Raw genomic sequence first — 23,281 nt, forward strand, 5'->3', positions numbered from 1 at the left:
CTGCCGTCCACGCGCCCCTCTTGTGCTGAGAAAAGTCGATGCCTCCCGGCTTGAGGGCGGTAAGACGGAGAACGGGGAACCCGCCCTCCATGGTCTTGACCGAACGGCCATTGATGAGAGGCTCGCTCAACAGGTTCGCGAGGCGGACTGATGTCCATCCCGCTGGAAGTTCCACGTCACCCAACCCGCTCACGCCAACTCTCGATTCAGCTCACTCAGCAAAGACCGGACGTCCCGCCCCGGGAAGGCATGCTGGAAGCCCCGGCCGCCGCCCTCGCCCTTGAAGGGCTCCGCGTTAAATTCGGCCGGGCCGATACCCACATCGCTTGCCACGACATCCCGTATCGACCGCAGCCACCACAGCTGCTTCTCCGAGAACTCCGCTCCCGCCTGGCGCTGCTTCAGCAGCCAGCCCTCGAAGCGCTCCTCCACCGTATCCCGGTACGGCCGCAGCTCCGCGTCCATGCCCAGCTCGTACCGGATCAGCGAGATGAGGTCGGGGACGCCGGCCTCGCGGCTGGGGGAGTGGACCGCCGCGCCCAGGTCCTCGTAGTACGTCCAGAGGACCTTCGGGGTCCACGCGTAGTGCGGGCGGTGGATCTCCGTCGCCAGCTCACGCATGGCCGCGTACGCCTCGCCCGGCGAGACCGAACGCGGGCTGGTCAGCGCTATGCTGATCGCCGCGATCTCGTCGCGCTTGTCCTTCAGGAGCTGGCTCCACCGGTTGACCTGCTCTCGGGCCCGCACCTCGCGCGGGACCTCGTCCACATCGGTCACCTCGACCGCCGTGAACTCGTCGAAGACGTAGTCCTTGTCCCGGCGGATCTCCATGATGTGGCGCCGAAGGTCGGGACGCTCCGTCAGCGGCGCGATCGCGTTCTCGATCAGCGCACGGGCCGCCGCCGGGCCGCCTTCATCCCGTACTCGTTCCTGCCGGTCCGGGTCCACCGCCTTGACGATCGCGCCCGCGATCTCGGACAGGGTGACTCCGCCCGCCGCCTGTGTCAGCTGTTCCCGCTCGTCCGCCGTCAGCTGCTGGTTCAGCCGCGCCAGCCGTCCCGCCAGGATCTCCGCCTCGTTCGCGCTGATCGACTTCGTACCCGCCTTGTCCAGCAGCTTGGCCAGCGCTACCTGCCGCGGCCCGGCCGGTACCAAAGGCTTCGCGTCCACCAGCGGGGAGTCAGTCACCCCGACCGCGTCCACCAGCACGAAGCGGTCCTTGCGGACCGTCGAGTCGGACTCCGGGGTGACCTCCTGGAGCTCCGTCGCGTCGATGGTCCGGGCGCCGCGCCCCTTCATCTGCTCGAAGAGCACCGCGCTGCGGACCTCCCGGAGGAAGATCACGCACTCCAAGGCCTTGATGTCCGTCCCCGTGGCGATCATGTCGACGGTGACCGCCACCCGAAGCCGGGGCGAGGTCCGCAGCGAACGGATCAGCTCGTCGGGGTCCTCGCCAGCCTGGCGACTCTTGTACGTGATCTTCTTCGCGAAGTCGTCGCCCCGCCCGAAGACCTCCTTCACCTGGGCCAGAACGTCCTCGGCGTGATCCTCGCCGACCGCGAAGATCAGCGTCTTCGGAAGTTCCTTCCGGCCGGGGAACCAGCGCTGCCAGTTGTCCCGGTACAGCGTCAGCACGGCCCGGACCTCGTCCACCGCCACCACCGACCGGCCGATCTGCCCGGTCGTGTAGGTGAAGTCGTCGTCCAGTTCCTGGTAGCGCTGCTTCCGGGTCTTGCGGTCCTTGACCCGGACCGTCGTGCCCTCCTCGATCGTCGCGCCGCCGTTCTCCCGCAGGTCGGTCTTGACGCGCACGATGTCGAAGTCGACGTTCACGCCGTCTGCGACGGCCTGCGGGTAGGTGTACTCGGAGACGAGGTTGCGGCCGAAGAAGCCGAGGGTCTGGAGCGTGGGCGTGGCGGTCAGGCCGACCAGGTGAGCGTCGAAGTACTCCAGTACGCCCCGCCACAGCCCGTAGATCGACCGGTGGCACTCGTCCACGATGATCAGGTCGAAGGACTCGATCGGTACGGCCGCGTTGTAGGAGACCTCGATGGGCCGGTCGGTCGCGTACGTGTCCTCGTACGCCGCGTCGTCCGACGCCTCGTCCGCCTGATCGTCTTCGGGGAGCGCCTCCCCGCGCAGCAGGGAGTACATCTTCTGGATGGTGCAGATGGTCACCGACGACGCGTCCTGAAGGCCCGCCGCGCCGAGCCGCTCGACGTTGTAGATGTCGGAGAACTTGCGCCCGTCGTCCGGCGTCGTGAACTTGCGGAACTCGTCGTACGCCTGCCGACCCAGGTTGTTGCGGTCGACGAGGAACAGCACGCGTCGCGCCTTCGCGTACTTGAGCAGCCGGTACGTCTGCGCCACGGCGGTGAAAGTCTTGCCCGCGCCCGTCGCCATCTGGATCAGAGCCCGCGCCCGGTCCTCGCCCAGGGACTTCTCCAGCCCCGTGATCGCGTCGAGCTGGGCCAGCCGCAGGCCGTTCGGCTCCAGCACCGGCAGTCGGCGCAGCGCCGCACGGAACGTGGGCGCCGCCGGGTTCTCGTCAGCGCGCCGCATCCAGGCCGCCACCGTCTCCGGACGGTGGAAGGAGAACACCTCACGGGAGCGGGCGTCGGGGTCGAGCCGGTTGATGAAGTAGGTCTCCGTGCCGGTCGTCGCGTACCGGAAGGCGAACGGCTCCGCCTCGTGCCACACGGCCAGGCGGTGCTCCTTGAGGACTCCGGCCGCGTACCGGTCGTTCTGCTCGACCGCGCTGGACAGGTGATCACCCTCGCGCTTGGCCTCGATCACACCCACGATCCGGCCGTCGACGTACAGCACGTAGTCGGCACGGCCGGCGGCGAGGGTGAACTCGCGGACGGCTACACCGCTGTTCGCACCCGGGTTGATCTGGTCGCGGTCCTGGATGGTCCAGCCCGAGGCATGCAGCATCGCGTCGATGCTCTCGCGGGCCTGCACCTCGTTGAGCGGGGCGGGACGCTGCGCGCGGTGGATGATCGCCTCGCGCCGCTTGGCGTCGACCTGCCGCGGCGCGCGGCGCGCGGCCTCGTACTTCTCCCGCTGGACGCCGCGCAGCTCATCGATCTGGGCGGTCAGCTCGTCGACTCGGGCGGCCAGCGCGGCCGCCTTGTTGGCGTCGGCGCTGGTGATCAGACGCTCGGCCTCGGCCCGCGCCTTGCGTTCGGCCTCAAGGGCGCTGCTGGACTCGGTGAGCCGGATGCGCGCCTGTGTCAGAGCGTCGCGGTGGCCGGCCAGGGCTTCGCGAAGCTCGGCCAACTCGGCCGGGTCCGTGACCTGGGCGGTCTCACCCGGGTCGGTCGGCGGCACGAACTCGGCGACCGTACGGCGGCCCTCGATGGCGTCGTGGAACCAGAGGCCCAGCTTGTAGCAGACGCGTACGGCGGCCAGGGCGCGCGAGGTGTCGAACAGGTGGTTGTGGGCGGCCTTGTTGCGGTCGCGGCGCAGCTGGTCGAAGTCGTTGCGGACCTCGGGGACGAGAACCCCGGCCCGGGTCAGGGCGATCAGCCGGTCGACCTGCCGGTCACCTTCGATCCGCATGCCGATCCGGGTGACCAGCTCTTCCGCGAGTACTTCGCCGAACTGCCCCGCCTGAACCAGGGAAGAGTTGGGGTGCGTGAACACCGTTGCCTCTGCCGAGGCTCCGTACAGAGCGAGCAAGGGCTGATGCCGGTGCAGGAGCCCGAAGTTCGGTGATGCTTTCGCGAAGTCGCGAAGCCGGTCGTCCACGTGTCTGTCCCCCGAATCGTGGTCTCAGCGGGTATCCATCGTGCAGAACGCAAGAAGACCCTCCAACAGTACGAACACTGTTTGGAGGGTCTTCGGCACTTCCTGCGAAGTGCCCCCGGCAGGATTCGAACCTGCGCACACGGCTCCGGAGGCCGTTGCTCTATCCCCTGAGCTACGGGGGCGTGTCGTTCGCTGTGCGGCGACGGGTTGAACACTACCAGCTTCCGCGGGGTGATCAGGAACCCCTTTTGCGGGGGAGCGGGGGTGCGTCGCTCGGGCGGGGTGGAAGTGGCAAAAACCCGGACGCGGGGGCTCGGCTCGACCTACTCTCGAGTTGTGCCAGGCATCTCAGGCCGGGTGCTTGTTGTCGATGACAACAAGGTCATCCGGCAGCTGATCAAGGTCAATCTCGAGCTGGAGGGCTTCGAGGTCGTGACCGCGAACGATGGTGCCGAGTGTCTGGACGTCGTGCATCACGTGTGTCCCGACGTGATCACCCTTGATGTGGTCATGCCCCGGCTGGACGGGTTCGGGGCCGCCGCGCACTTGCGGGCCGATCCGCGGACCAGGGATGTGCCCGTCGTGATCGTGAGCGCCTGTACGCAGTACGAGGTGGAGGCCGGGATCGGGGCCGGGGTGGATGCCTTCGTCGCCAAGCCCTTCGAGCCGGCCGAGCTGGTGCGCGTCGTGTGGCGGCTGGTCGAGCGCAAGGACCGGCGCGACGGGAGGAAAGGGGCTCCCGCCGGGAGGGGGAGGGGCTGATCCCGTCCTTTGTATGTGGCGCCTTATTTCACATGGCGAAACCCTTCGCGGGGTGAGAGGGGGTCTCCCCTAGGCTGGTCCCGTGAACCCCGCCGACCTCCCCCGTACCGTCGTACGCGCCGTGCGCTGCGCCGTGGAGGACGGGGAGCTGGCGGCCGGTGTGGTCGTGCCCGAGCGGGTTGTCGTGGAGAGGACCCGGCCCGGTGGGGTGGGGGAGTATGCCACCCCCGTTGCTTTTCAGGTCGCCAAGGGGGCCGGATGTGCGCCCCGCGAGGTGGCGGACGTGCTGGCCCGCCGGCTCGGCCGGGAGCCGGGGATCGAGCGCGTTGCCGTCACGGGTGCCGGATTCCTCAATTTCGTACTGCCCCCGCCGTCCGCCCCCCTCGTCATCCAGGAAGCGATCGTCCAGGACATCGTGATCCGGGACGTGCGGGGAGGGGCCGCGGTCGTCACCGATGCCAATGCCGACACCGACGCCACCGTCGAAATCGGTCTCGGGCTGCGCGAGCGCGTCGTACGGGAGACCGTGCTGCGGCTCCTGAGCAGCCAGGGCGGCAGTGAGCAGGACGTGCCCGACGCCCTTCCCGTCGCGCCCCTCGCCAAGCGGGACGCGGACGTCGTCGAGCGCTACGGGGCCGACGCCGCGCGGTGGGGGATGCTGGCCGTGCCGGCCCGGGAGACCCCCGCGTTCTGCGACGTGCTGCTGCTCCAGGGCGAGGGGAGCGAGTTCTTCCGGGTGCGGTACGCCCATGCGCGCAGCCGGGCGCTGCTGAGGAATGCGGGGCAGCTGGGATTCGGGCCCGTCGTCGGGGACGTGGATGACGCCCCCGAGCTGCTGCGCGTGCTCGCCGGCCACCCCCTCGTACTCGAAGCCGCCGCGCACCACCGGGCGCCCGAGCGCCTCACCCGGCACCTCGTCGAGCTGGCGGACGCGCTGCTCGACTTCCAGTACCGCGTACTGCCCAAGGGGGACGAGAAACCCTCGGCCGCCCACCGCGCCCGGCTGGCTCTTGCCGAAGCCGCCGGGACGGTGCTGGCCGGCGGCCTGGCCCTCCTCGGCATAGATGCACCGACACGTTTGTGACCTGCGAAAAGAGATACCGATGAGCCGCTCCGCGCACCCCGCCGGGCCCCGCCACGCCGACGTCCTGCCCGAGGGGCACTACTCTCCGCCGCCCGCCGACCTGAACGCCCTCGACGAGAAGGTCTGGGCGCGGACCGTTCAGCGCAATGCCGATGGCGTGGTCGCCGTGGGCGGCATCGAAGTGACCCGGCTCGCCGAGGAGTTCGGGACTCCCGCCTTCTTCCTCGACGAAGAGGACTTCCGGGCTCGGTGCCGGGCCTGGGCGCACGCCTTCGGCAAGGACGCCGATGTCTTCTACGCGGGGAAGGCGTTTCTCTCCAAGGCCGTCGTGAAGTGGCTGAAGGAGGAAGGGCTGAATCTCGATGTGTGCTCGGGCGGGGAGCTGGCCACCGCCCTCGCCGCCGAGATGCCCGCCTCGCGCATCGCCTTCCACGGCAACAACAAGTCCGAGGCCGAGATCCGCCGCGCCATCGAGGCCGGCGTCGGGCGGATCGTGCTCGACTCCTTCCAGGAGATCGCCCGCGTCGCGCACATCGCCCGTGAGCTGGGCGTGCGCCAGCCCGTCCAGATCCGCGTGACGGTCGGGGTGGAAGCGCATACGCATGAGTTCATCGCAACCGCTCACGAAGACCAGAAGTTCGGGATCGCCGTAGCCGACGGGGCCGCCGCCGAGGCCGTGCGGCGGGCGCTCGGGCACGACAGCCTCGAGGTGCTCGGCGTCCACTCCCACATCGGCTCGCAGATCTTCGACATGGCCGGCTTCGAGGTCTCCGCCAAGCGGGTCGTCCAGCTGCTGGCCGCCGTGCGCGACGAGCACGGAGTCGAGCTTCCCGAGATCGACCTCGGAGGCGGGCTCGGCATCGCGTACACCCCCGACGACGACCCGCGCGAGCCCCACGAGATCGCCAAGGCGCTCACCGAGATCGTCGCGCGGGAGTGCGAGAGCGCGGGCCTGCGCGCGCCCCGCATCTCCGTCGAGCCCGGCCGCGCCATCGTCGGACCCACCGCCTTCACCCTCTACGAGGTCGGAACGATCAAGCCGCTCGAGGGCCTGCGGACGTACGTCTCCGTCGACGGCGGGATGTCCGACAACATCCGGACCGCCCTCTACGACGCCGAGTACTCCGTCACCCTCGTCTCCCGCACCTCCGACGCCGAGCCGATGCTCTCCCGCGTCGTCGGCAAGCACTGCGAGAGCGGCGACATCGTCGTCAAGGACGCGTTCCTGCCCGCCGACCTCGCCCCCGGCGACCTCCTCGCCGTGCCCGCCACCGGTGCCTACTGCCGCTCCATGGCCAGCAACTACAACCACGCGCTGCGTCCGCCCGTCGTCGCCGTGCGTGACGGACAGGCCCGGGTGATCGTCCGGCGCGAGACGGAGGAAGATCTCCTGCGCCTCGACCTCGGATGATCTCCATATTTCTGGGAGAAGGCCCCAGACCCCCAAAATAGGTGTCTCACTCAATGGACCGAGGGTGGAAACTGCTGTCCATTGAGTGAGACTGGTTCTCACCCCCCGCGCAAACCGCGCGCGGGGTACTGAAGGAAGACGAAAGGCGTAGGTCGAATGATGCGTACGCGTCCGCTGAAGGTGGCGCTGCTGGGCTGTGGAGTGGTCGGCTCAGAGGTGGCGCGCATCATGACGACGCACGCCGACGACCTCGCCCAGAGGATCGGCGCGCCCGTCGAGCTCGCCGGTGTGGCCGTACGGCGGCCCTCCAAGGTGCGCGAGGGCATCGACTCCGCGCTCATCACCACCGATGCGACCGCCCTCCTCAAACGCGGCGACATCGACGTGGCCATCGAGGTCATCGGCGGCATCGAGCCGGCCCGCACGCTGATCACCACCGCCTTCGAGAACGGCATCTCCGTCGTCTCCGCGAACAAGGCGCTCCTCGCCCAGGACGGCGCCGCGCTGCACGCCGCCGCCGAGACGCACGGGCTGGACCTGTACTACGAGGCCGCCGTCGCCGGCGCCATCCCGCTGGTCCGCCCGATGCGCGAGTCCCTGGCGGGCGACAAGATCAACCGCGTCATGGGCATCGTCAACGGCACGACGAACTTCATCCTCGACAAGATGGACTCCACCGGCGCCGGCTACCAGGAGGCGCTCGACGAGGCCACCGCCCTCGGGTACGCCGAGGCCGACCCCACCGCCGATGTCGAGGGCTACGACGCCGCCGCCAAGGCCGCGATCCTGGCCGGCATCGCCTTCCACACCCGGGTCCGCCTCGACGACGTCTACCGCGAGGGCATGACGGAGGTCAGCGCGTCCGACTTCGCCTCCGCCAAGCGGATGGGCTGCACCATCAAGCTCCTGGCGATCCTGGAGCGCGCCGCCGACGGTGAGTCCGTCACCGCCCGCGTGCACCCTGCGATGATCCCGCTGAGCCACCCGCTCGCCTCCGTCCGCGAGGCGTACAACGCCGTCTTCGTCGAGGCGGAGGCCGCCGGGCGGCTCATGTTCTACGGGCCCGGCGCGGGCGGTTCGCCGACCGCGTCCGCGGTGCTCGGCGACCTCGTCGCCGTCTGCCGCAACAAGCTCGCCGAGGCAACGGGGCCGGGCGAGTCGGCGTACACCCAGCTGCCGGTCAGTGCCATGGGCGAGGTCGTCACCCGCTACCACATCAGCCTCGATGTGGCCGACAAGCCGGGCGTCCTCGCCCAGGTGGCGACGGTCTTCGCGGAGCACGGCGTGTCCATCGACACCGTCACCCAGCAGGGCAAGGACGGCGAGGCCTCCCTCGTCGTCGTCACTCACCGAGCGCTCGACGCCGCCCTCTCCGGGACCGTCGACGCGCTGCGGAAGCTGGACACCGTCCGCGGTGTCGCCAGCATCATGCGTGTTGAAGGGGAGTAAGGACCCATGAGCAGCAATCGCACCCACCAGTGGCGCGGCATCATCGAGGAGTACCGGGACCGCCTGCCGGTGACGGACACGACTCCCGTGGTCACGCTCCGCGAGGGCGGCACTCCCCTCGTCCCCGCGCAGGTGCTCTCCGAGCGCACCGGCTGTGAGGTCCACCTGAAGGTCGAGGGGGCGAACCCCACCGGGTCCTTCAAGGACCGCGGTATGACCATGGCCATCACCCGGGCCAAGGAGGAAGGCGCCAAGGCGGTCATCTGCGCCTCCACCGGCAACACCTCGGCCTCCGCCGCCGCCTACGCGGTGCGCGCCGGGATGGTCTGCGCGGTGCTCGTGCCCCGCGGCAAGATCGCGCTCGGCAAGATGGGCCAGGCCCTGGTGCACGGCGCCAAGATCCTCCAGGTGGACGGCAACTTCGACGACTGCCTGAACCTGGCCCGCGCACTGTCCGACAACTACCCGGTGGCGCTGGTCAATTCGGTCAACCCGGTCCGCATCGAGGGCCAGAAGACGGCCGCGTTCGAGATCGTCGACGCGCTCGGCGACGCCCCCGACATCCACGTGCTGCCCGTCGGCAACGCCGGCAACATCACCGCGTACTGGAAGGGCTTCAAGGAGTACAAGGCCGACGGCCTGGCCTCCCGTACGCCCCGCGTGTGGGGTTTCCAGGCCTCCGGTTCCGCGCCCATCGTGCGCGGCGAGGTCGTCAAGGAGCCGCACACCATCGCCACCGCGATCCGCATCGGCAACCCGGCCTCCTGGGACTACGCGCTGGCCGCGCGCGACGAGTCGGGCGGCTTCATCGACGAGGTGACGGACCGCCAGATCCTCGCCGCCTACCGGCTGTTGGCCGCGCAGGAGGGCGTCTTCGTCGAGCCCGCCTCGGCCGCCTCCGTGGCCGGCCTGCTCAAGGCCGCCGAGCTGGGCCTGGTCGACCCGGGCCAGAAGATCGTGTGCACCGTCACCGGCAACGGCCTGAAGGACCCCGACTGGGCGATCGCCGGAGCTCCGCAGCCGGTGACCGTTCCGGTGGACGCCGAAGCCGCGGCCGTCCGCCTCGGCCTGGTCTGACGCACCACCCGAGAGCCGGGTTCCGGAGGCCCGCAAGACCCTCCGGAACCCGGCAACTCACCCCGTACGAAGACAAAAGTGCGGCCGAAGGCCGCGGCACCCGCGACACGCATCGTGCGCCTCCTGTGCGCCCTATGTCGCGAGAGAACCTTCCTTCGCTACGCTGTACTTACATCCGCCACCGCGCATATGACCGTGGTGCTGCCCCAAGGGCCTTCGGGTGTCGTACGTTCTCCAGTACATTCGCAGCGAGCCAGCGAAGAGCGAAGATCTCGCACAGTAACAAGGAGTGTCATCGGACGATGGCCGGTCCAGCGTTCCGCGCCGCCGCCGTACGGGTGCGCGTCCCCGCCAGCAGTGCCAACCTCGGCCCGGGCTTCGATGCCTTCGGCCTGGCCCTGGGGCTCTACGACGACGTCGTCGTCCGGGTGGCCGACTCCGGCCTGAACATCGACATCGCGGGCGAGGGCGCCGACACCCTCCCGCGGGACGAGAGCCACCTGCTCGTACGCTCCATGCGCACCGCCTTCGACCTGCTGGGCGGCCAGCCGCGCGGCCTCGAGGTCGTCTGCGCCAACCGCATCCCGCACGGCCGCGGCCTCGGCTCCTCCTCCGCCGCCATCTGCGCCGGCATCGTCGCCGCCCGCGCCGTGACCATAGGCGGAGAGGCCAAGCTCGACGACACGGCCCTCCTCGAGCTCGCCACCGAGATCGAGGGACACCCCGACAACGTCGCCGCCTGTCTGCTCGGCGGCTTCACCCTGGCGTGGATGGACGGCGGCAGCGCCAAGGCGATCCGGATGGAGCCCGCCGATTCCATCGTTCCGGTGGTCTTCGTCCCCTCCAAGCCGGTCCTGACGGAGACCGCGCGCGGCCTGCTGCCGCGCAGCGTCCCGCACGTGGACGCGGCCGTCAACGCGGGCCGCGCGGGCCTGCTCGTGGAGGCCCTGACCAGGCGTCCCGAGTTCCTGCTGCCCGCCACCGAAGACCGGCTCCACCAGGAGTACCGGTCCCCGGCGATGCCCGAGAGCGTGGCACTCGTGGGCCGACTGCGGGCGGACGGCATCCCCGCGGTCATCTCCGGCGCGGGCCCCACGGTCCTGGCGCTGGTCGACAACGGCGCGGCCGACAAGGTCGCGCAGCTCGCGGGCGAGGGGTGGGCGGCCAACCGGCTCGCGCTCGACGCCGCGGGCGCGAGCGTACTTCCGCTGGGCACCCAGGGCGGCTGAGCCCGGGCCGGTCAGGAGCGGGCGGCCAGGGCAGGCCGCCCGCGCGGAAGGGCGCGATTGCCGGTGATCGAGAGGGGGAATGTCTGTTGGATCCGGTAGTGTTAACCTCAAGTGCGTATCCGAAGCCGCCATGGCTCGGTGCTCAGCGTCCCCATTCGGGACCACATTTCTTCCGGGAGCCTCCCCGACTGCTTTGATCACTTCCAGCAGTTTCGAGCACGCTCCGGAATCGGCGTGACATTCCCACGCTTCCAGCTCGGGGGCTTCTCGCCGGAACCACCCATGCACGTATCTCTCCGCCGTATCTCTACCGGCGGACCACCGCCCCGGCTGCAGTCCATGACCCCTCAGGACATCGACTGTTGTCGGACAGCACAACCGGTCGCCGAGCCAGACAGGCCGACGTCCGCTCCAGGGAAGGACCCTTCGTGAGCGACACCACCGATCTGATGGGCGCTGCCGACACCACTGTCGACGCCAGTGCCCCCGCCGCGGGCGCCGCGCCCAAGCGCCGCCGCACCGGCACCGGCCTCGACGGCATGGTCCTGGCCGAGCTGCAGCAGGTCGCGTCGGGCCTCGGCATCAGGGGCACCGCGCGGATGCGCAAGAGCCAGCTGATCGAGGTCATCAAGGAGGCGCAGGCGGGTGGCGGCAGTGCCCCCAAGGCCGCGTCCTCCACCGCGGGCGCCGCCGACACCGCCGAGGCCAAGCCGAAGCGCCGTGCCACCAGCAAGGCCCGTACGGGCGAGGCCGCCGTCGAGGCGCCCGCCGAGAAGCCTGCCGCGCAGGCCCAGATCGAGATCCCCGGGCAGCCGGCTGGGGGCCCCTCCCGCGTGAGCGAAGCCGAGCGTGGGGGAGACGACGCCCCGGTCGGCGAGCGCCGCCGCCGTCGGGCCACCGCCCCCTCCGGCAGCCCGGAGGCCTCGGCCCCCGCCGCCGCCGTGCAGGTCGAGCAGAAGACCGAGACCGTCACCGTCGCCCCGCAGGCCGACGCCAAGGCGGAAGCGGCCACCGCCGTCTCCGCCCCGGCGCAGGGCCAGGACGGCGAGGGCCGCGGCCGTCGCGACCGCCGTGACCGCGGCGACCGTGCCGAGCGCGGGGACCGCCAGCGCGACCGCCGTGACCGTGGTGCCAAGGCCGACGACCAGGGCCAAGGCGGCCAGGGTCAGGGCGGCCAGGGCGGTCAGGGCCAGGGCGCGCAGGGCGGCCAGGGTCAGGGTGCGCCGGCCGTCCAGGGCCAGGGCGGCGGTCGTCAGGACCGTCAGGACCGTCAAGACCGTCAGCAGCAGGGCGGCCGTCAGGACCGCCAGCAGCAGGGCCAGCAGGGGCGTCAGGACCGCCAGGACACCGGTCCGCAGGACGACTTCGACGACGAGGGCGGCCGTCGCGGCCGTCGCGGCCGCTACCGCGACCGCCGGGGCCGTCGCGGCCGCGACGAGTTCGCCCCGACCGAGCAGCCGGTCGCCGACGACGACGTCCTGATCCCCGTCGCGGGCATCCTCGACATCCTCGACAACTACGCGTTCATCCGGACCTCGGGCTACCTGCCCGGCCCCAACGACGTGTACGTCTCCCTCGCCCAGGTCCGCAAGGCAGGCCTGCGCAAGGGCGACCACACCACCGGTGCCGTGCGCCAGCCCAAGGACGGCGAGCGTCGCGAGAAGTTCAACGCCCTGGTGCGGCTGGACTCGGTGAACGGCATGGCGCCCGAATCCGGGCGCGGCCGACCGGAGTTCCAGAAGCTGACCCCGCTCTACCCGCAGGACCGGCTCCGTCTGGAGACCGACCCGGGCGTGCTGACGACCCGCATCATCGACCTCGTGTCGCCGATCGGCAAGGGCCAGCGCGGCCTGATCGTGGCCCCGCCGAAGACCGGCAAGACCATGATCATGCAGGCGATCGCCAACGCGATCACCGTCAACAACCCCGAGTGCCACCTGATGGTCGTCCTGGTCGACGAGCGTCCGGAAGAGGTCACCGACATGCAGCGGTCGGTCAAGGGCGAGGTCATCTCCTCGACCTTCGACCGCCCGGCCGAGGACCACACCACCGTCGCCGAGCTGGCCATCGAGCGCGCCAAGCGTCTCGTCGAGCTGGGTCACGACGTGGTCGTCCTGCTGGACTCCATCACCCGTCTGGGCCGCGCGTACAACCTCGCGGCGCCCGCCTCCGGCCGCATCCTGTCCGGCGGTGTCGACTCGACCGCGCTGTACCCGCCGAAGCGCTTCTTCGGTGCCGCGCGCAACATCGAGGACGGCGGCTCGCTGACCATCCTGGCCACCGCGCTGGTCGACACCGGCTCGCGCATGGACGAGGTGATCTTCGAGGAGTTCAAGGGCACCGGCAACATGGAGCTCAAGCTCGACCGCAAGCTCGCCGACAAGCGCATCTTCCCGGCTGTCGACGTCGACCCGTCGGGCACCCGCAAGGAGGAGATCCTCCTCAACGCGGAGGAGCTCGCCATCGTCTGGAAGCTGCGCCGGGTGCTGCACGCGCTCGACTCGCAGCAGGCGATCGAGCTGCTTCTCGACAAGATGAAGCAGACGAAGTCGAACGCCGAGTTCCTGATGCAGATCGCGAAGACGACCCCGTCGGGCAAGAACGACGACTGACGGTAGTCCCCGGCATCACCACAGCCGCCCCCGCCGCACCCGCGGCGGGGGCGGCTGTGCTCTTGCGCACACGGCGGCTCCGGATGAGCCCTTCCCCTCCGTACGGAATCCGGTGGCAAAACCCCAGGTGGATGGGTCATGACGCAGCGCTCATCCCGGAAGGGGCGCGCTTTCGCACAGGTCGGGGGGCCGCGCCGGCCGTGGAACCCTGGAACGCGTTCCCCCGTCTGTGTCAGCAGACGCTGAGCACCGGGAACGGACCCAGGACTGAGGAGAGCATGAGCGAGGAGAGCAACGGCCGCGGCCGGCGAGCCGCGGGCCGGCGCCGACGGAAACCGCCGGCGCGCCGCAGAGCCCTCGTCATCGCCGCGTGGAGCGCAGCGGGCGTGGTGCTGCTCGGCGGGGCGGGCCTCGGCTACTTCTACGTCAAGTTCAACGGCAACCTGAAGACCGTCGACATCGACCAGGCGCTCGGCACCGACCGCCCGCAGAACGTGGACAACGGCTCGATGGACATCCTCGTCCTCGGCTCCGACTCCCGCGGCGGCGCCAACGGCGAATACGGCCAGGACGACGGCGGCTCCGCGCGCTCCGACACCGCGATGATCATCCACCTGTACGAGGGCCACAAGAAGGCCGGCGTGGTGTCGATACCCCGCGACACCATGGTCCCGCGGCCTTCCTGCGCGCTGCCCAACGGCAAGACCGACCCCGGCGGCTCGCGCACCCAGTTCAACGAGGCCTTCACGATCGGCGGGGCCGCCTGTGCGGTCAAGACCGTCGAGAAGATGTCGGGGATCCGCATGGACCACTACATCGAGGTCGACTTCACCGGCTTCAAGAAGATCATCGACACCCTCGGCGGCGTCGAGGTGACCACGACCAAGCCGATCAAGGACGGGGCCAGCCATCTCGACCTCGCCGCCGGCCCCAACAAGCTCAACGGCGAGCAGGCCCTCGGCCTCGTCCGCACCCGCAAGAGTGTCGGCGACGGCAGCGACCTGGGCCGAATACAGCTCCAGCAGGCCTTCATCAAGGCACTGATCAAGCAGGTCAAGAGCATCGGGCTGTTCGACAGCCCCAAGAGGCTGCTCGACCTCGCCGACAACGCGACCAAGGCGATCACCACCGACAAGGCGCTCGGTGACGTGAAATCCCTCATGGGCTTCGCCCAGGGCCTCCAGGGCATCGACGCCAAGGACATGCAGATGATCACGCTCCCGGTCACCACCGACGCCCGTGACAGCAACCGCGTCGCCCCGCTGGCCAAGGAGTCCACGATGGTCTGGAGCGCCCTGCTGGCCGACCAGCCGATCCCTGCCGAGGCCACCGTGAATTCGAGCGGCGACAAGAGCACCGCGGGCTCGATCGTCCAATGAGGACCCGCGCGGAATAGATGCCGGCCCCGCTCCGTTGAGGGAGGCGTCCTCAGAATTTTGACAGGCAGCCCCGTCCTGGCAGACTGGTCTGTCGGCCCCGGTTCACGCAGCGCGCAATTCGGCTCCTGCGACCCGGCGCCCTCCCGAATCTAGGAGACACCTTGAAGAGCGAGATCCACCCCGAGTACGTCGAGACCCAGGTCAGCTGCACCTGTGGCGCGTCGTTCACCACCCGCTCCACGCTGACCAACGGCTCCATCCGTGCCGAGGTCTGCTCCGAGTGCCACCCGTTCTACACGGGCAAGCAGAAGATCCTCGACACCGGTGGCCGCGTGGCCCGCTTCGAGGCTCGCTTCGGCAAGGGTGCGGCCAAGAAGTAGCGCGACCCAGGCGCCGGTCACCGGCCGCTCCCTGTCCATACGGGGGTGGCCGGACCGGCGCCTTTGTCGTCGTCCAGCCCGTTGCCCAAGCCCGTTTTTTCGTACTTTTCACCACAGGAGCCCCCGATGTTCGAGGCGGTCGAGGAACTGATCGGCGAGCACGCCGATCTTGAGAAGAAGCTCGCCGACCCTTCGGTCCACTCGGATCAGGCCAACGCGCGCAAGCTGAACAAGCGCTACGCGGAGCTGACGCCGATCGTCGCGACCTTCCGCGCCTGGAAGCAGTCCGCCGAGGACATCGAGACGGCCAAGGAGTACGCGGCCGTCGACCCCGACTTCGCAGCCGAGGTCAAGGAGCTGACAGCGGAGCGCGAGGAGCTCACCGAGAAGCTCCGCCTGCTGCTGGTCCCGCGCGACCCCAGCGACGACAAGGACGTGCTCCTCGAGGTCAAGGCGGGCGCGGGCGGCGACGAGTCGGCGCTGTTCGCCGGCGACCTGCTGCGCATGTACCTGCGCTACGCCGAGCGCGTGGGCTGGAAGACCGAGATCATCGACGCCACCGAGTCCGAGCTCGGCGGCTACAAGGACGTCCAGGTCTCCGTCCGCACCAAGGGCGGCAACGGCGCCACCGAGCCCGGCCAGGGCGTGTGGGCCCGCCTGAAGTACGAGGGCGGCGTGCACCGCGTCCAGCGGGTTCCGGCCACCGAGTCCCAGGGCCGCATCCACACCTCCGCCGCCGGCGTGCTCGTCACCCCGGAGGCCGAGGAGGTCGAGGTCGAGATCAACATGAACGACCTCCGCATCGACGTGTACCGCTCGTCGGGCCCCGGCGGCCAGTCCGTCAACACCACCGACTCGGCCGTGCGCATCACGCACCTGCCCACCGGTGTGGTCGCCTCCTGCCAGAACGAGAAGAGCCAGCTCCAGAACAAGGAGCAGGCCATGCGCATCCTGCGCTCGCGCCTGCTGGCCGCCGCGCAGGAAGCCGCCGAGCAGGAGGCCTCCGACGTGCGCCGCAGCCAGGTGCGCAGCGTGGACCGGTCCGAGAAGATCCGCACGTACAACTACCCGGAAAACCGGATCTCGGACCACCGGACCGGATTCAAGGCGTACAACTTGGACCAGGTGCTCGACGGCGACCTCGACGCGGTCATCCAGGCCTGTGTCGACACGGACTCCGCCGCGAAGCTCGCGGCCGCGCACTGACCACTGCTCCACCCCCCCCGTACGACAGCAGCCCGGAGGACCAGCGTGAACTTGCTGCTTGCCGAGGTGGCCCAGGCCACCCAGCGGCTGGCCGCCGCCGGCGTGCCCTCACCGCGCTTCGACGCGGAGGAGCTCGCGGCCTTCGTGCACGGCGTCAAGCGGGGGGAACTGCACCACGTCAAGGACGCGGACTTCGACGCCCGCTACTGGGAGGCCGTCGCCCGCCGCGAGGCGCGCGAGCCGCTCCAGCACATCACCGGCCGCGCCTTCTTCCGCTACCTGGAACTCCAGGTCGGGCCCGGGGTGTTCGTGCCCCGGCCGGAGACCGAGTCGGTCGTCGACTGGGCCATACACGCCGTCCGGGCGATGGACGTGGTCGAGCCGATGATCGTCGACCTGTGCACCGGCTCCGGCGCGATCGCGCTGGCCATGGCGCAGGAGGTGCCGCGCTCGCGCGTGCACGCGGTGGAGCTGTCCGAGGACGCCCTGCGGTGGACCCGCAAGAACGCCGAGGGCTCGCGGGTCGCCGTCCACCAGGGTGACGCGCTCAGCGCCCTGCCGGAGCTCGACGGACAGGTCGACCTGGTCATCTCCAACCCGCCGTACATCCCGCTCACCGAGTGGGAGTACGTGGCCCCCGAGGCCCGGGACCACGATCCGGAGATGGCGCTCTTCTCCGGCGAGGACGGCCTCGACACCATCCGCGGCCTCGAGCGCACCGCCCACCGGCTGCTGCGGCCCGGCGGCATCGTCGTCATCGAGCACGCCGACACCCAGGGCGGCCAGGTCCCCTGGATCTTCGCCGAGGAGCGGGGCTGGGCCGACGCGGCCGACCACCCGGACCTCAGCAACCGCCCGCGCTTCGCGACCGCCCGCAAGGCACTGCCGTGACCGGCGCGACCCTTCCCGTCACCCCCCTGCTGCTTGAGGAGGCCCGCTGATGGCCCGGCGATACGACTGCAACGACGCGACGGACCGCAAGACGGGCCTGCGTGAAGCCGCATCCGCCGTGCGCCGCGGCGAGCTCGTCGTGCTGCCCACCGACACCCTGTACGGGATCGGCGCGGACGCCTTCAGCCCGGAGGCCGTCCACGACCTGCTCGCCGCCAAGGGGCGGGGCCGCAGCATGCCCACCCCGGTGCTCATCGGCTCCCCGAACACCCTGCACGGCCTGGTCACCGACTTCTCCGAGCAGGCGTGGGAGCTCGTCGACGCCTTCTGGCCGGGCGCGCTGACCCTCGTCGCCAAGCACCAGCCCTCGCTGGCGTGGGACCTCGGCGACACCCGCGGCACCGTGGCCGTACGGATGCCCCTGCACCCCGTCGCGATCGAGCTGCTGACCGAGGTCGGCCCGATGGCGGTGTCCTCGGCCAACCTGTCGGGGCAGTCGGCGCCGGAGGACTGCGACGCGGCGCGCGAGATGCTCGGGGACTCCGTGTCCGTGTACCTGGACGGCGGGCCGACGCCCGGCATCCAGCCCTCGTCGATCGTCGATGTCACCGGGAAGGTTCCCGTACTGCTGCGCGAGGGCGCGCTCACCGCGGAGCAGCTGCGGGAGGTCGTACCCGACCTCGAGGTCGCCCCGTGAGCCCTGAGGGGCGTGGCATAGCGAAGGACTCTTTCCGCATACTCCACGTCAGCACCGGCAACGTGTGCCGCTCGCCCATCACCGAGCGGCTGACGCGGCACGCCCTCTCGCACCGCCTCGGCGGTCTCGTCAGCGGCGACCTCATCGTGGAGAGCGCCGGTACGTGGGGGCACGAAGGCGCCCCGATGGAGGCGAACGCGGCCGCCGTGCTGGCGGACTTCGGGGCGGACGCCTCCGGGTTCACCGGGCGGGAGCTGCTGGACGAGCACGTCATCCGGGCGGACCTGGTGCTGACCGCTACGCGGGACCACCGGGCGCAGGTCATCTCGATGGGGCACTCGGCGGGGCTGCGGACCTTCACGCTGAAGGAGTTCACGCGGCTGGTGCGGGCGATAGATCCGGCCACGCTGCCGCCGCTGGACGACGGGATGGCGGAGCGGGCGCGGGCGCTGGTACGGGCCGCGGCCGCGCTGCGGGGATGGCTGCTGGCGCCGTCGCCCGACGCGGACGAGGTGTACGACCCGTACGGGGCGCCGATCACCTTCTTCCGCTCGATCGGCGACGAGATCAACCAGGCGCTGGACCCGGTGGTCACGGCCCTGACGGGCGTCACCGCTTCCCGCTGACCCGCGGGCCGCTGCTGCCGCTGCTGCCAGGGGCGCTGCGCGGCGCCTTCCCCGCCCCCCTTCCACCTCCCCCAGACTCCGTCCGGGGGACCTGCACGCCTCACACGCCGGCGAGGCCGAACACGGCGGCGGCGCCGCGAGGCGGGATGGGCCGAGGCGGCCTACAGTGGCTCCTACCGGTACCCCCACAGCGCGGGAGTCGCGCCATGAGCGTCACCACCCAGGCCGCGGATGCCCTGCGGCAGCAGGACCCCCAGATGGCCGACGTCCTCGAAGGGGAGCGGCAGCGGCAGGCGACCACGCTGCAGCTGATCGCCGCCGAGAACTTCACCTCGCCCGCCGTGCTCGCCGCGCTCGGGTCCTCGCTCTCCAACAAGTACGCCGAGGGGTACCCCGGTGCCCGCTACCACGGCGGCTGCGAGTACGTCGACGCGGCCGAGCGCCTCGCCGTCGAGCGGGCCAAGGCGCTGTTCGGGGCCGAACACGCCAACGTCCAGCCGCACTCCGGGTCTTCGGCCGTGCTGGCCGCCTACGCGGCGCTGCTGCGCCCCGGGGACACCGTGCTGGCGATGGGCCTCCCGTACGGCGGCCACCTCACGCACGGCTCGCCCGCCAACTTCTCGGGCCGGTGGTTCGACTTCGTCGGGTACGGGGTCGACGCCCGGACGGGGCTCATCGACTACCACCAGGTGCAGCAGCTGGCCCAAGCGCACCGGCCCAAGGCCATCGTCTGCGGGTCCATCTCCTATCCCCGGCACCCCGAGTACTCCGCTTTCCGGGAGATCGCCGACGAGGTGGGGGCCTATCTCATCGCCGACGCCGCGCACCCGATCGGTCTGGTCGCGGGCGGGGCCGCGCCCAGCCCCGTCCCGTACGCCGACGTCGTCTGCGCGACCACCCACAAGGTGCTCCGCGGTCCGCGCGGCGGGATGATCCTGTGCGGCGCCGAGTTCGCCGAGCGCATCGACCGGGCGGTGTTCCCCTTCACCCAGGGCGGCGCCCAGATGCACACCATCGCCGCCAAGGCCGTGGCCTTCGGGGAGGCCGCGGGGCCCGCCTTCACCACGTACGCCCACCGGGTCGTCGCGCATGCCCGGGCGCTCGCCGAGGCGCTGGAGGGATACGGCTTCACCATCACCACCGGCGGGACCGACACGCATCTGATCACCGCAGACCCGGCGCCGCTCGGCGTCGACGGCCCGACCGCCCGCGGCCGGCTCGCCGCCGCCGGGATCGTGCTCGACACCTGTGCCCTCCCGTACGGGGACCAGCGCGGCATCCGGCTGGGCACGGCGGCCGTGACCACCCAGGGGATGGGGGAGGCGGAGATGGTCCGCATCGCCGGGCTGTTCGCCGCCGCACTGCACGGGGACGCCGCGAAGACACGTACGGAGGTCAACGAGCTGACGCAGGGATTTCCCCCGTACGGGGAGTAACTGGGACAAGAGGGACGTAGTGCAACCGGGATACGGCCCCCTCGCGTCCTCGGGGGAGGTGACATCGCAGCTAATGTGTGGGGCTGAGATGGCCGGCGATACATCTGGGGCAGCCCGTGCGTGAATATCTGCTGACGCTTTGCGTCACGGTCGCGGTGACCTACCTGCTGACCGGGCCCGTGCGGAAGTTCGCGATCGCGGCCGGGGCCATGCCGGAGATCCGCGCCCGCGACGTGCACCGCGAGCCCACACCGCGGCTCGGCGGCATCGCGATGTTCGGCGGACTGTGCGCCGGCCTGCTGGTCGCCGACCACCTGCGGAACCTCAACGGCGTCTTCGAACTGTCGAACGAGCCCCGCGCGCTGCTCTCCGGCGCTGCCCTGATCTGGCTGGTCGGCGTACTCGACGACAAGTTCGAGCTCGACGCCCTGATCAAGCTCGGCGCACAGATGATCTCCGCCGGCGTGATGGTCATGCAGGGTCTGACCATCCTGTGGATCCCCGTCCCGGGGATCGGCACGGTCCCGCTCACCCAGTGGCAGGGCAACCTGCTCACCGTGGCCCTCGTCGTGATCACCATCAACGCCGTGAACTTCGTGGACGGACTGGACGGCCTCGCCGCCGGCATGGTCTGCATCGCCGCCGCAGCGCTCTTCCTCTACGCGTACCGCATCTGGTTCGGCTACGGCATCGAGTCGGCCGCGCCCGCGACCCTCTTCGCCGCGATCCTGATGGGCATGTGCCTGGGCTTCCTGCCGCACAACATGCACCCCGCCCGGATCTTCATGGGCGACTCCGGCTCGATGCTCATCGGCCTGGTGCTGGCCGCCTCCGCGATCTCCCTCACCGGGCAGGTGGACCCGGACGCCCTGGCCCTCTTCGCGGGCGGTGAGCGCAACGCGACGCACGCGATGCTCCCCGCCTACATCCCGCTGATCCTGCCGCTGACGATCATCGCGATCCCGATGGCGGACCTGGTCCTGGCCATCGTGCGGCGGACATGGAATGGCCAGTCACCCTTCGCCGCCGACCGGGGGCACCTGCACCACCGGCTGCTGGAACTCGGGCATTCCCACAGCCGCGCGGTCCTCATCATGTACTTCTGGTCGGGGCTGATCGCCTTCGGCACGGTGGCCTATTCGGTGCATTCCGCCTCGATGTGGATCGTGCTGGCGATCGCCGCGCTGAGCGCGGTGGGCCTGACCCTGCTGCTCCTGCCGCGCTTCACCCCGCGCGCTCCGCGCTGGGCGTACGGGCTGGTGCCGCCGCGCTACCGGCACGCCGCACGGGCCGCCGAGGCCGCGGCGGAGGCGGCCGCGCGGAACGCCTCGGGTACCGAGCCGGAGCCCGTCAGGCCGATCGCCGCGGGTGTGTCCGGCGTCAACGGGGCGACCGCCGTAGGCCCCCGTTCGCGCTTCCCCGACCGGCGTAAGGCCGGCTCGACCCGCTGACAGCGGGGGTGCATGTCGGAAATGAACTCCCTTTACCAGACAAGTCGGTTGCCTGTCGCGCACACACGCGCAGGGTCCCTCTCATGTGTGACAGTCAGCACACCCGGCAGGTAAAGCTCTCATCAAATAGTTTGTGATACCGTTCACTAAACCCGGCGACAGAGCCGAAGGACCGTAGTGCGACGGTCCCTTGGCCCGAGGTTCCCTCTCGGACCGGGCTTACGCTCGTCCGGTACGAGTCCAGTGCCCCCACCACCACGCGGAGCAAACCGCCATGCGGTCAGATGACGTCCGATCCCTCCTGCAAACAGCCGTACCCACCGCTGTCGCCGGCGCTGTAGCCGCCGCGATCAGTGGCTTCGTGGTCGGCGGCAAGGGGGCGGTCGGAGCCGTTGTCGCGACCGTGGTCGTGATCCTGTTCATGGGCATCGGATTCGTCGTCCTGCAGCGCACCGCGAAATCGCTTCCGCATCTCTTCCAGGCCATGGGGCTCATGCTCTATACGGTCCAGATCCTGCTGCTCTTCGTGTTTCTCGCCGTGTTCAAGAACACGACGCTGTTCCACCCCAGGGCGTTCGCGATCACGCTCGTCGCCACCACCCTCGTGTGGATCGGCGCGCAGACCCGTGCTCACATGAAGGCCAAAATCCTTTACGTGGAACCGGACTCGGACAAGGGTGAAAAGCCCGGAAATCCGGGGTCGAAGTCGTGAAGGGTAGGGGCGGGATAAGTGCGCGTTCGGGATCCTGCTATCGTCCGGTGCCAACTGCGGCATTGCGGGCGCGGGCACACGAGCTGACGCCTGTTCCATCGCGAGGCTCGATGCCTGACTGCCGCCCCACCATCCGTAACACCAGTCCAGTGCCGAACCGCGGCTGCGCGCCGCGCCGACACAACGAGGTTGCCGTACCTATGCGCCACGCTGAAGGAGCCCGCGGTGAGTGCTGACCCGACGCAGGTCCTCGCTTTCGAGACCGACTGTCACATCTTTGACGGATGTGGCTTCCCCGGCCCGGGCCTGCACTCGTTCCTCTTCGAGCCGCTGTGGGGCGAAGCAGGCCTGACCAGTGCCTACTTCAACAAGCCGATGCTGCTGGCCCTGCTGGGCTCGATCATCATCGTGGGCTTCTTCTACGCCGCCTTCGCCAAGCCGAAGATGGTCCCGGGCAAGCTCCAGATGGTCGCCGAGGCCGGTTACGACTTCGTGCGCCGCGGCATCGTCTACGAGACGCTGGGCAAGAAGGAGGGCGAGAAGTACGTCCCCTTCATGGTCTCGCTGTTCTTCTTCGTCTGGATCCTGAACCTCTGGTCGATCATCCCGGTGGCGCAGTTCCCGGTCACCTCGATCATCGCGTACCCGGCGATCCTGGCGGTGCTCGTCTACGGCACCTGGATGTCGATCACCTTCAAGCGCCACGGCTTCGTCGGCGGCCTGAAGAACCTCACCGGCTACGACAAGACCCTCGGTGGCGTGCTGCCGCTGGTCATGGTCATCGAGTTCTTCTCGAACGTCCTGGTCCGCCCCTTCACCCACGCGGTCCGACTGTTCGCGAACATGTTCGCCGGCCACACCCTGCTGCTGCTCTTCACGATCGCCAGCTGGTACCTGCTGAACGGCATCGGCATCGCCTACGCGGGTGTCTCGTTCGTCATGGTCATCGTGATGACCGCCTTCGAGCTCTTCATCCAGGCCGTCCAGGCGTACGTCTTCGTCCTCCTGGCCTGCAGCTACATCCAGGGCGCGGTCGCCGAGCACCACTGAGCCAGGCCCGCCCCGCTCAGCCCCCATATCGTCCGGTGGCCAACCCCCACCGGTCCGTGAAAGAGAAGGAAGAACT

Annotated in this window: 18 protein-coding genes and 1 tRNA gene; 17 read left to right on the top strand and 2 right to left on the bottom strand. The window is 70.0% G+C overall.

What is annotated here, in order from left to right:
- Positions 1–189 precede the first annotated feature (189 nt).
- Complete coding sequence (locus tag J7E94_RS22140) at positions 190–3,753, bottom strand: DEAD/DEAH box helicase family protein (RefSeq protein ID WP_215018122.1); 3,564 nt, start codon at positions 3,751–3,753, stop codon at positions 190–192.
- 110 nt (positions 3,754–3,863) lie between these two features.
- Positions 3,864–3,935, bottom strand: a tRNA-Arg gene (locus J7E94_RS22145).
- Between the two features lie 106 nt (positions 3,936–4,041).
- Here J7E94_RS22145 and J7E94_RS22150 point away from each other — a divergent pair.
- The 17 genes from J7E94_RS22150 (at position 4,042) to atpB (ending at position 23,205) form a co-directional block, all read left to right on the top strand.
- Positions 4,042–4,515 (top strand): response regulator, encoded by a 474-nt coding sequence (locus tag J7E94_RS22150; RefSeq protein WP_308345421.1) that lies wholly within the window; start codon positions 4,042–4,044, stop codon positions 4,513–4,515.
- A gap of 82 nt (positions 4,516–4,597) precedes the next feature.
- Positions 4,598–5,599 (top strand): ArgS-related anticodon-binding protein NrtL, encoded by a 1,002-nt coding sequence (nrtL, locus tag J7E94_RS22155; RefSeq protein ID WP_215018127.1) that lies wholly within the window; start codon positions 4,598–4,600, stop codon positions 5,597–5,599.
- Between the two features lie 19 nt (positions 5,600–5,618).
- Positions 5,619–7,010 carry a diaminopimelate decarboxylase gene (gene lysA, locus J7E94_RS22160; protein WP_215018130.1) on the top strand — a complete coding sequence of 464 codons (1,392 nt, stop codon included), beginning with the start codon at positions 5,619–5,621 and terminating at the stop codon, positions 7,008–7,010.
- Positions 7,011–7,169: 159 nt separating this feature from the next.
- Positions 7,170–8,459, top strand: a complete 1,290-nt coding sequence (locus tag J7E94_RS22165; RefSeq protein WP_215018172.1) for a homoserine dehydrogenase — start codon at positions 7,170–7,172, stop codon at positions 8,457–8,459.
- A gap of 6 nt (positions 8,460–8,465) precedes the next feature.
- Positions 8,466–9,536 carry a threonine synthase gene (thrC, locus tag J7E94_RS22170; protein ID WP_215018132.1) on the top strand — a complete coding sequence of 357 codons (1,071 nt, stop codon included), beginning with the start codon at positions 8,466–8,468 and terminating at the stop codon, positions 9,534–9,536.
- Between the two features lie 302 nt (positions 9,537–9,838).
- Positions 9,839–10,765 carry a homoserine kinase gene (gene thrB, locus J7E94_RS22175; RefSeq protein ID WP_215018135.1) on the top strand — a complete coding sequence of 309 codons (927 nt, stop codon included), beginning with the start codon at positions 9,839–9,841 and terminating at the stop codon, positions 10,763–10,765.
- A gap of 428 nt (positions 10,766–11,193) precedes the next feature.
- A complete protein-coding gene (gene rho, locus J7E94_RS22180; RefSeq protein ID WP_215018136.1) occupies positions 11,194–13,377 on the top strand; it encodes a transcription termination factor Rho in 2,184 nt (727 codons plus the stop codon).
- 278 nt (positions 13,378–13,655) lie between these two features.
- The gene (locus J7E94_RS22185) at positions 13,656–14,756 is read left to right on the top strand and encodes an LCP family protein (RefSeq protein ID WP_215018138.1); all 1,101 of its coding nucleotides are present in this window, start codon (positions 13,656–13,658) and stop codon (positions 14,754–14,756) included.
- A gap of 161 nt (positions 14,757–14,917) precedes the next feature.
- Positions 14,918–15,136, top strand: coding sequence for a 50S ribosomal protein L31 (gene rpmE / locus J7E94_RS22190; RefSeq protein WP_215018140.1), 219 nt, complete (start codon positions 14,918–14,920; stop codon positions 15,134–15,136).
- A gap of 126 nt (positions 15,137–15,262) precedes the next feature.
- The gene (gene prfA / locus J7E94_RS22195) at positions 15,263–16,342 is read left to right on the top strand and encodes a peptide chain release factor 1 (protein ID WP_215018142.1); all 1,080 of its coding nucleotides are present in this window, start codon (positions 15,263–15,265) and stop codon (positions 16,340–16,342) included.
- Between the two features lie 45 nt (positions 16,343–16,387).
- Positions 16,388–17,233 (top strand): peptide chain release factor N(5)-glutamine methyltransferase, encoded by an 846-nt coding sequence (gene prmC, locus J7E94_RS22200; protein WP_215018144.1) that lies wholly within the window; start codon positions 16,388–16,390, stop codon positions 17,231–17,233.
- A 49-nt stretch (positions 17,234–17,282) separates the two neighbouring features.
- The gene (locus J7E94_RS22205) at positions 17,283–17,930 is read left to right on the top strand and encodes an L-threonylcarbamoyladenylate synthase (RefSeq protein WP_215018146.1); all 648 of its coding nucleotides are present in this window, start codon (positions 17,283–17,285) and stop codon (positions 17,928–17,930) included.
- Positions 17,927–18,556 carry a protein-tyrosine-phosphatase gene (locus J7E94_RS22210; RefSeq protein ID WP_215018148.1) on the top strand — a complete coding sequence of 210 codons (630 nt, stop codon included), beginning with the start codon at positions 17,927–17,929 and terminating at the stop codon, positions 18,554–18,556. The genes J7E94_RS22205 and J7E94_RS22210 overlap by 4 nt, the downstream gene beginning before the upstream one ends.
- A gap of 206 nt (positions 18,557–18,762) precedes the next feature.
- Positions 18,763–19,992, top strand: a complete 1,230-nt coding sequence (gene glyA / locus J7E94_RS22215) for a serine hydroxymethyltransferase (RefSeq protein WP_215018150.1) — start codon at positions 18,763–18,765, stop codon at positions 19,990–19,992.
- A 104-nt stretch (positions 19,993–20,096) separates the two neighbouring features.
- Positions 20,097–21,443 (top strand): MraY family glycosyltransferase, encoded by a 1,347-nt coding sequence (locus J7E94_RS22220; protein WP_215018174.1) that lies wholly within the window; start codon positions 20,097–20,099, stop codon positions 21,441–21,443.
- Between the two features lie 274 nt (positions 21,444–21,717).
- Positions 21,718–22,155, top strand: coding sequence for a hypothetical protein (locus tag J7E94_RS22225; protein ID WP_215018152.1), 438 nt, complete (start codon positions 21,718–21,720; stop codon positions 22,153–22,155).
- A gap of 210 nt (positions 22,156–22,365) precedes the next feature.
- Positions 22,366–23,205: a F0F1 ATP synthase subunit A gene (gene atpB, locus J7E94_RS22230; protein WP_215018176.1), complete on the top strand. Its 840-nt coding sequence runs from the start codon at positions 22,366–22,368 to the stop codon at positions 23,203–23,205.
- Positions 23,206–23,281 lie beyond the last annotated feature (76 nt).

It is taken from the genome of Streptomyces sp. ISL-94 (assembly GCF_018614075.1).
Taxonomy (GTDB): domain Bacteria; phylum Actinomycetota; class Actinomycetes; order Streptomycetales; family Streptomycetaceae; genus Streptomyces.

Excerpts from the sequence above, each read along its gene's own strand:
- glyA (WP_215018150.1), top strand. The coding sequence starts at position 18,763 with ATGAGCGTCACCACCCAGGCCGCGGATGCCCTGCGGCAGCAGGACCCC.
- J7E94_RS22165 (WP_215018172.1), top strand. The coding sequence starts at position 7,170 with ATGCGTACGCGTCCGCTGAAGGTGGCGCTGCTGGGCTGTGGAGTGGTC.
- thrB (WP_215018135.1), top strand. The coding sequence starts at position 9,839 with ATGGCCGGTCCAGCGTTCCGCGCCGCCGCCGTACGGGTGCGCGTCCCC.
- J7E94_RS22205 (WP_215018146.1), top strand. The coding sequence starts at position 17,283 with ATGGCCCGGCGATACGACTGCAACGACGCGACGGACCGCAAGACGGGC.
- prfA (WP_215018142.1), top strand. The coding sequence starts at position 15,263 with ATGTTCGAGGCGGTCGAGGAACTGATCGGCGAGCACGCCGATCTTGAG.
- lysA (WP_215018130.1), top strand. The coding sequence starts at position 5,619 with ATGAGCCGCTCCGCGCACCCCGCCGGGCCCCGCCACGCCGACGTCCTG.
- thrC (WP_215018132.1), top strand. The coding sequence starts at position 8,466 with ATGAGCAGCAATCGCACCCACCAGTGGCGCGGCATCATCGAGGAGTAC.
- J7E94_RS22185 (WP_215018138.1), top strand. The coding sequence starts at position 13,656 with ATGAGCGAGGAGAGCAACGGCCGCGGCCGGCGAGCCGCGGGCCGGCGC.
- J7E94_RS22225 (WP_215018152.1), top strand. The coding sequence starts at position 21,718 with ATGCGGTCAGATGACGTCCGATCCCTCCTGCAAACAGCCGTACCCACC.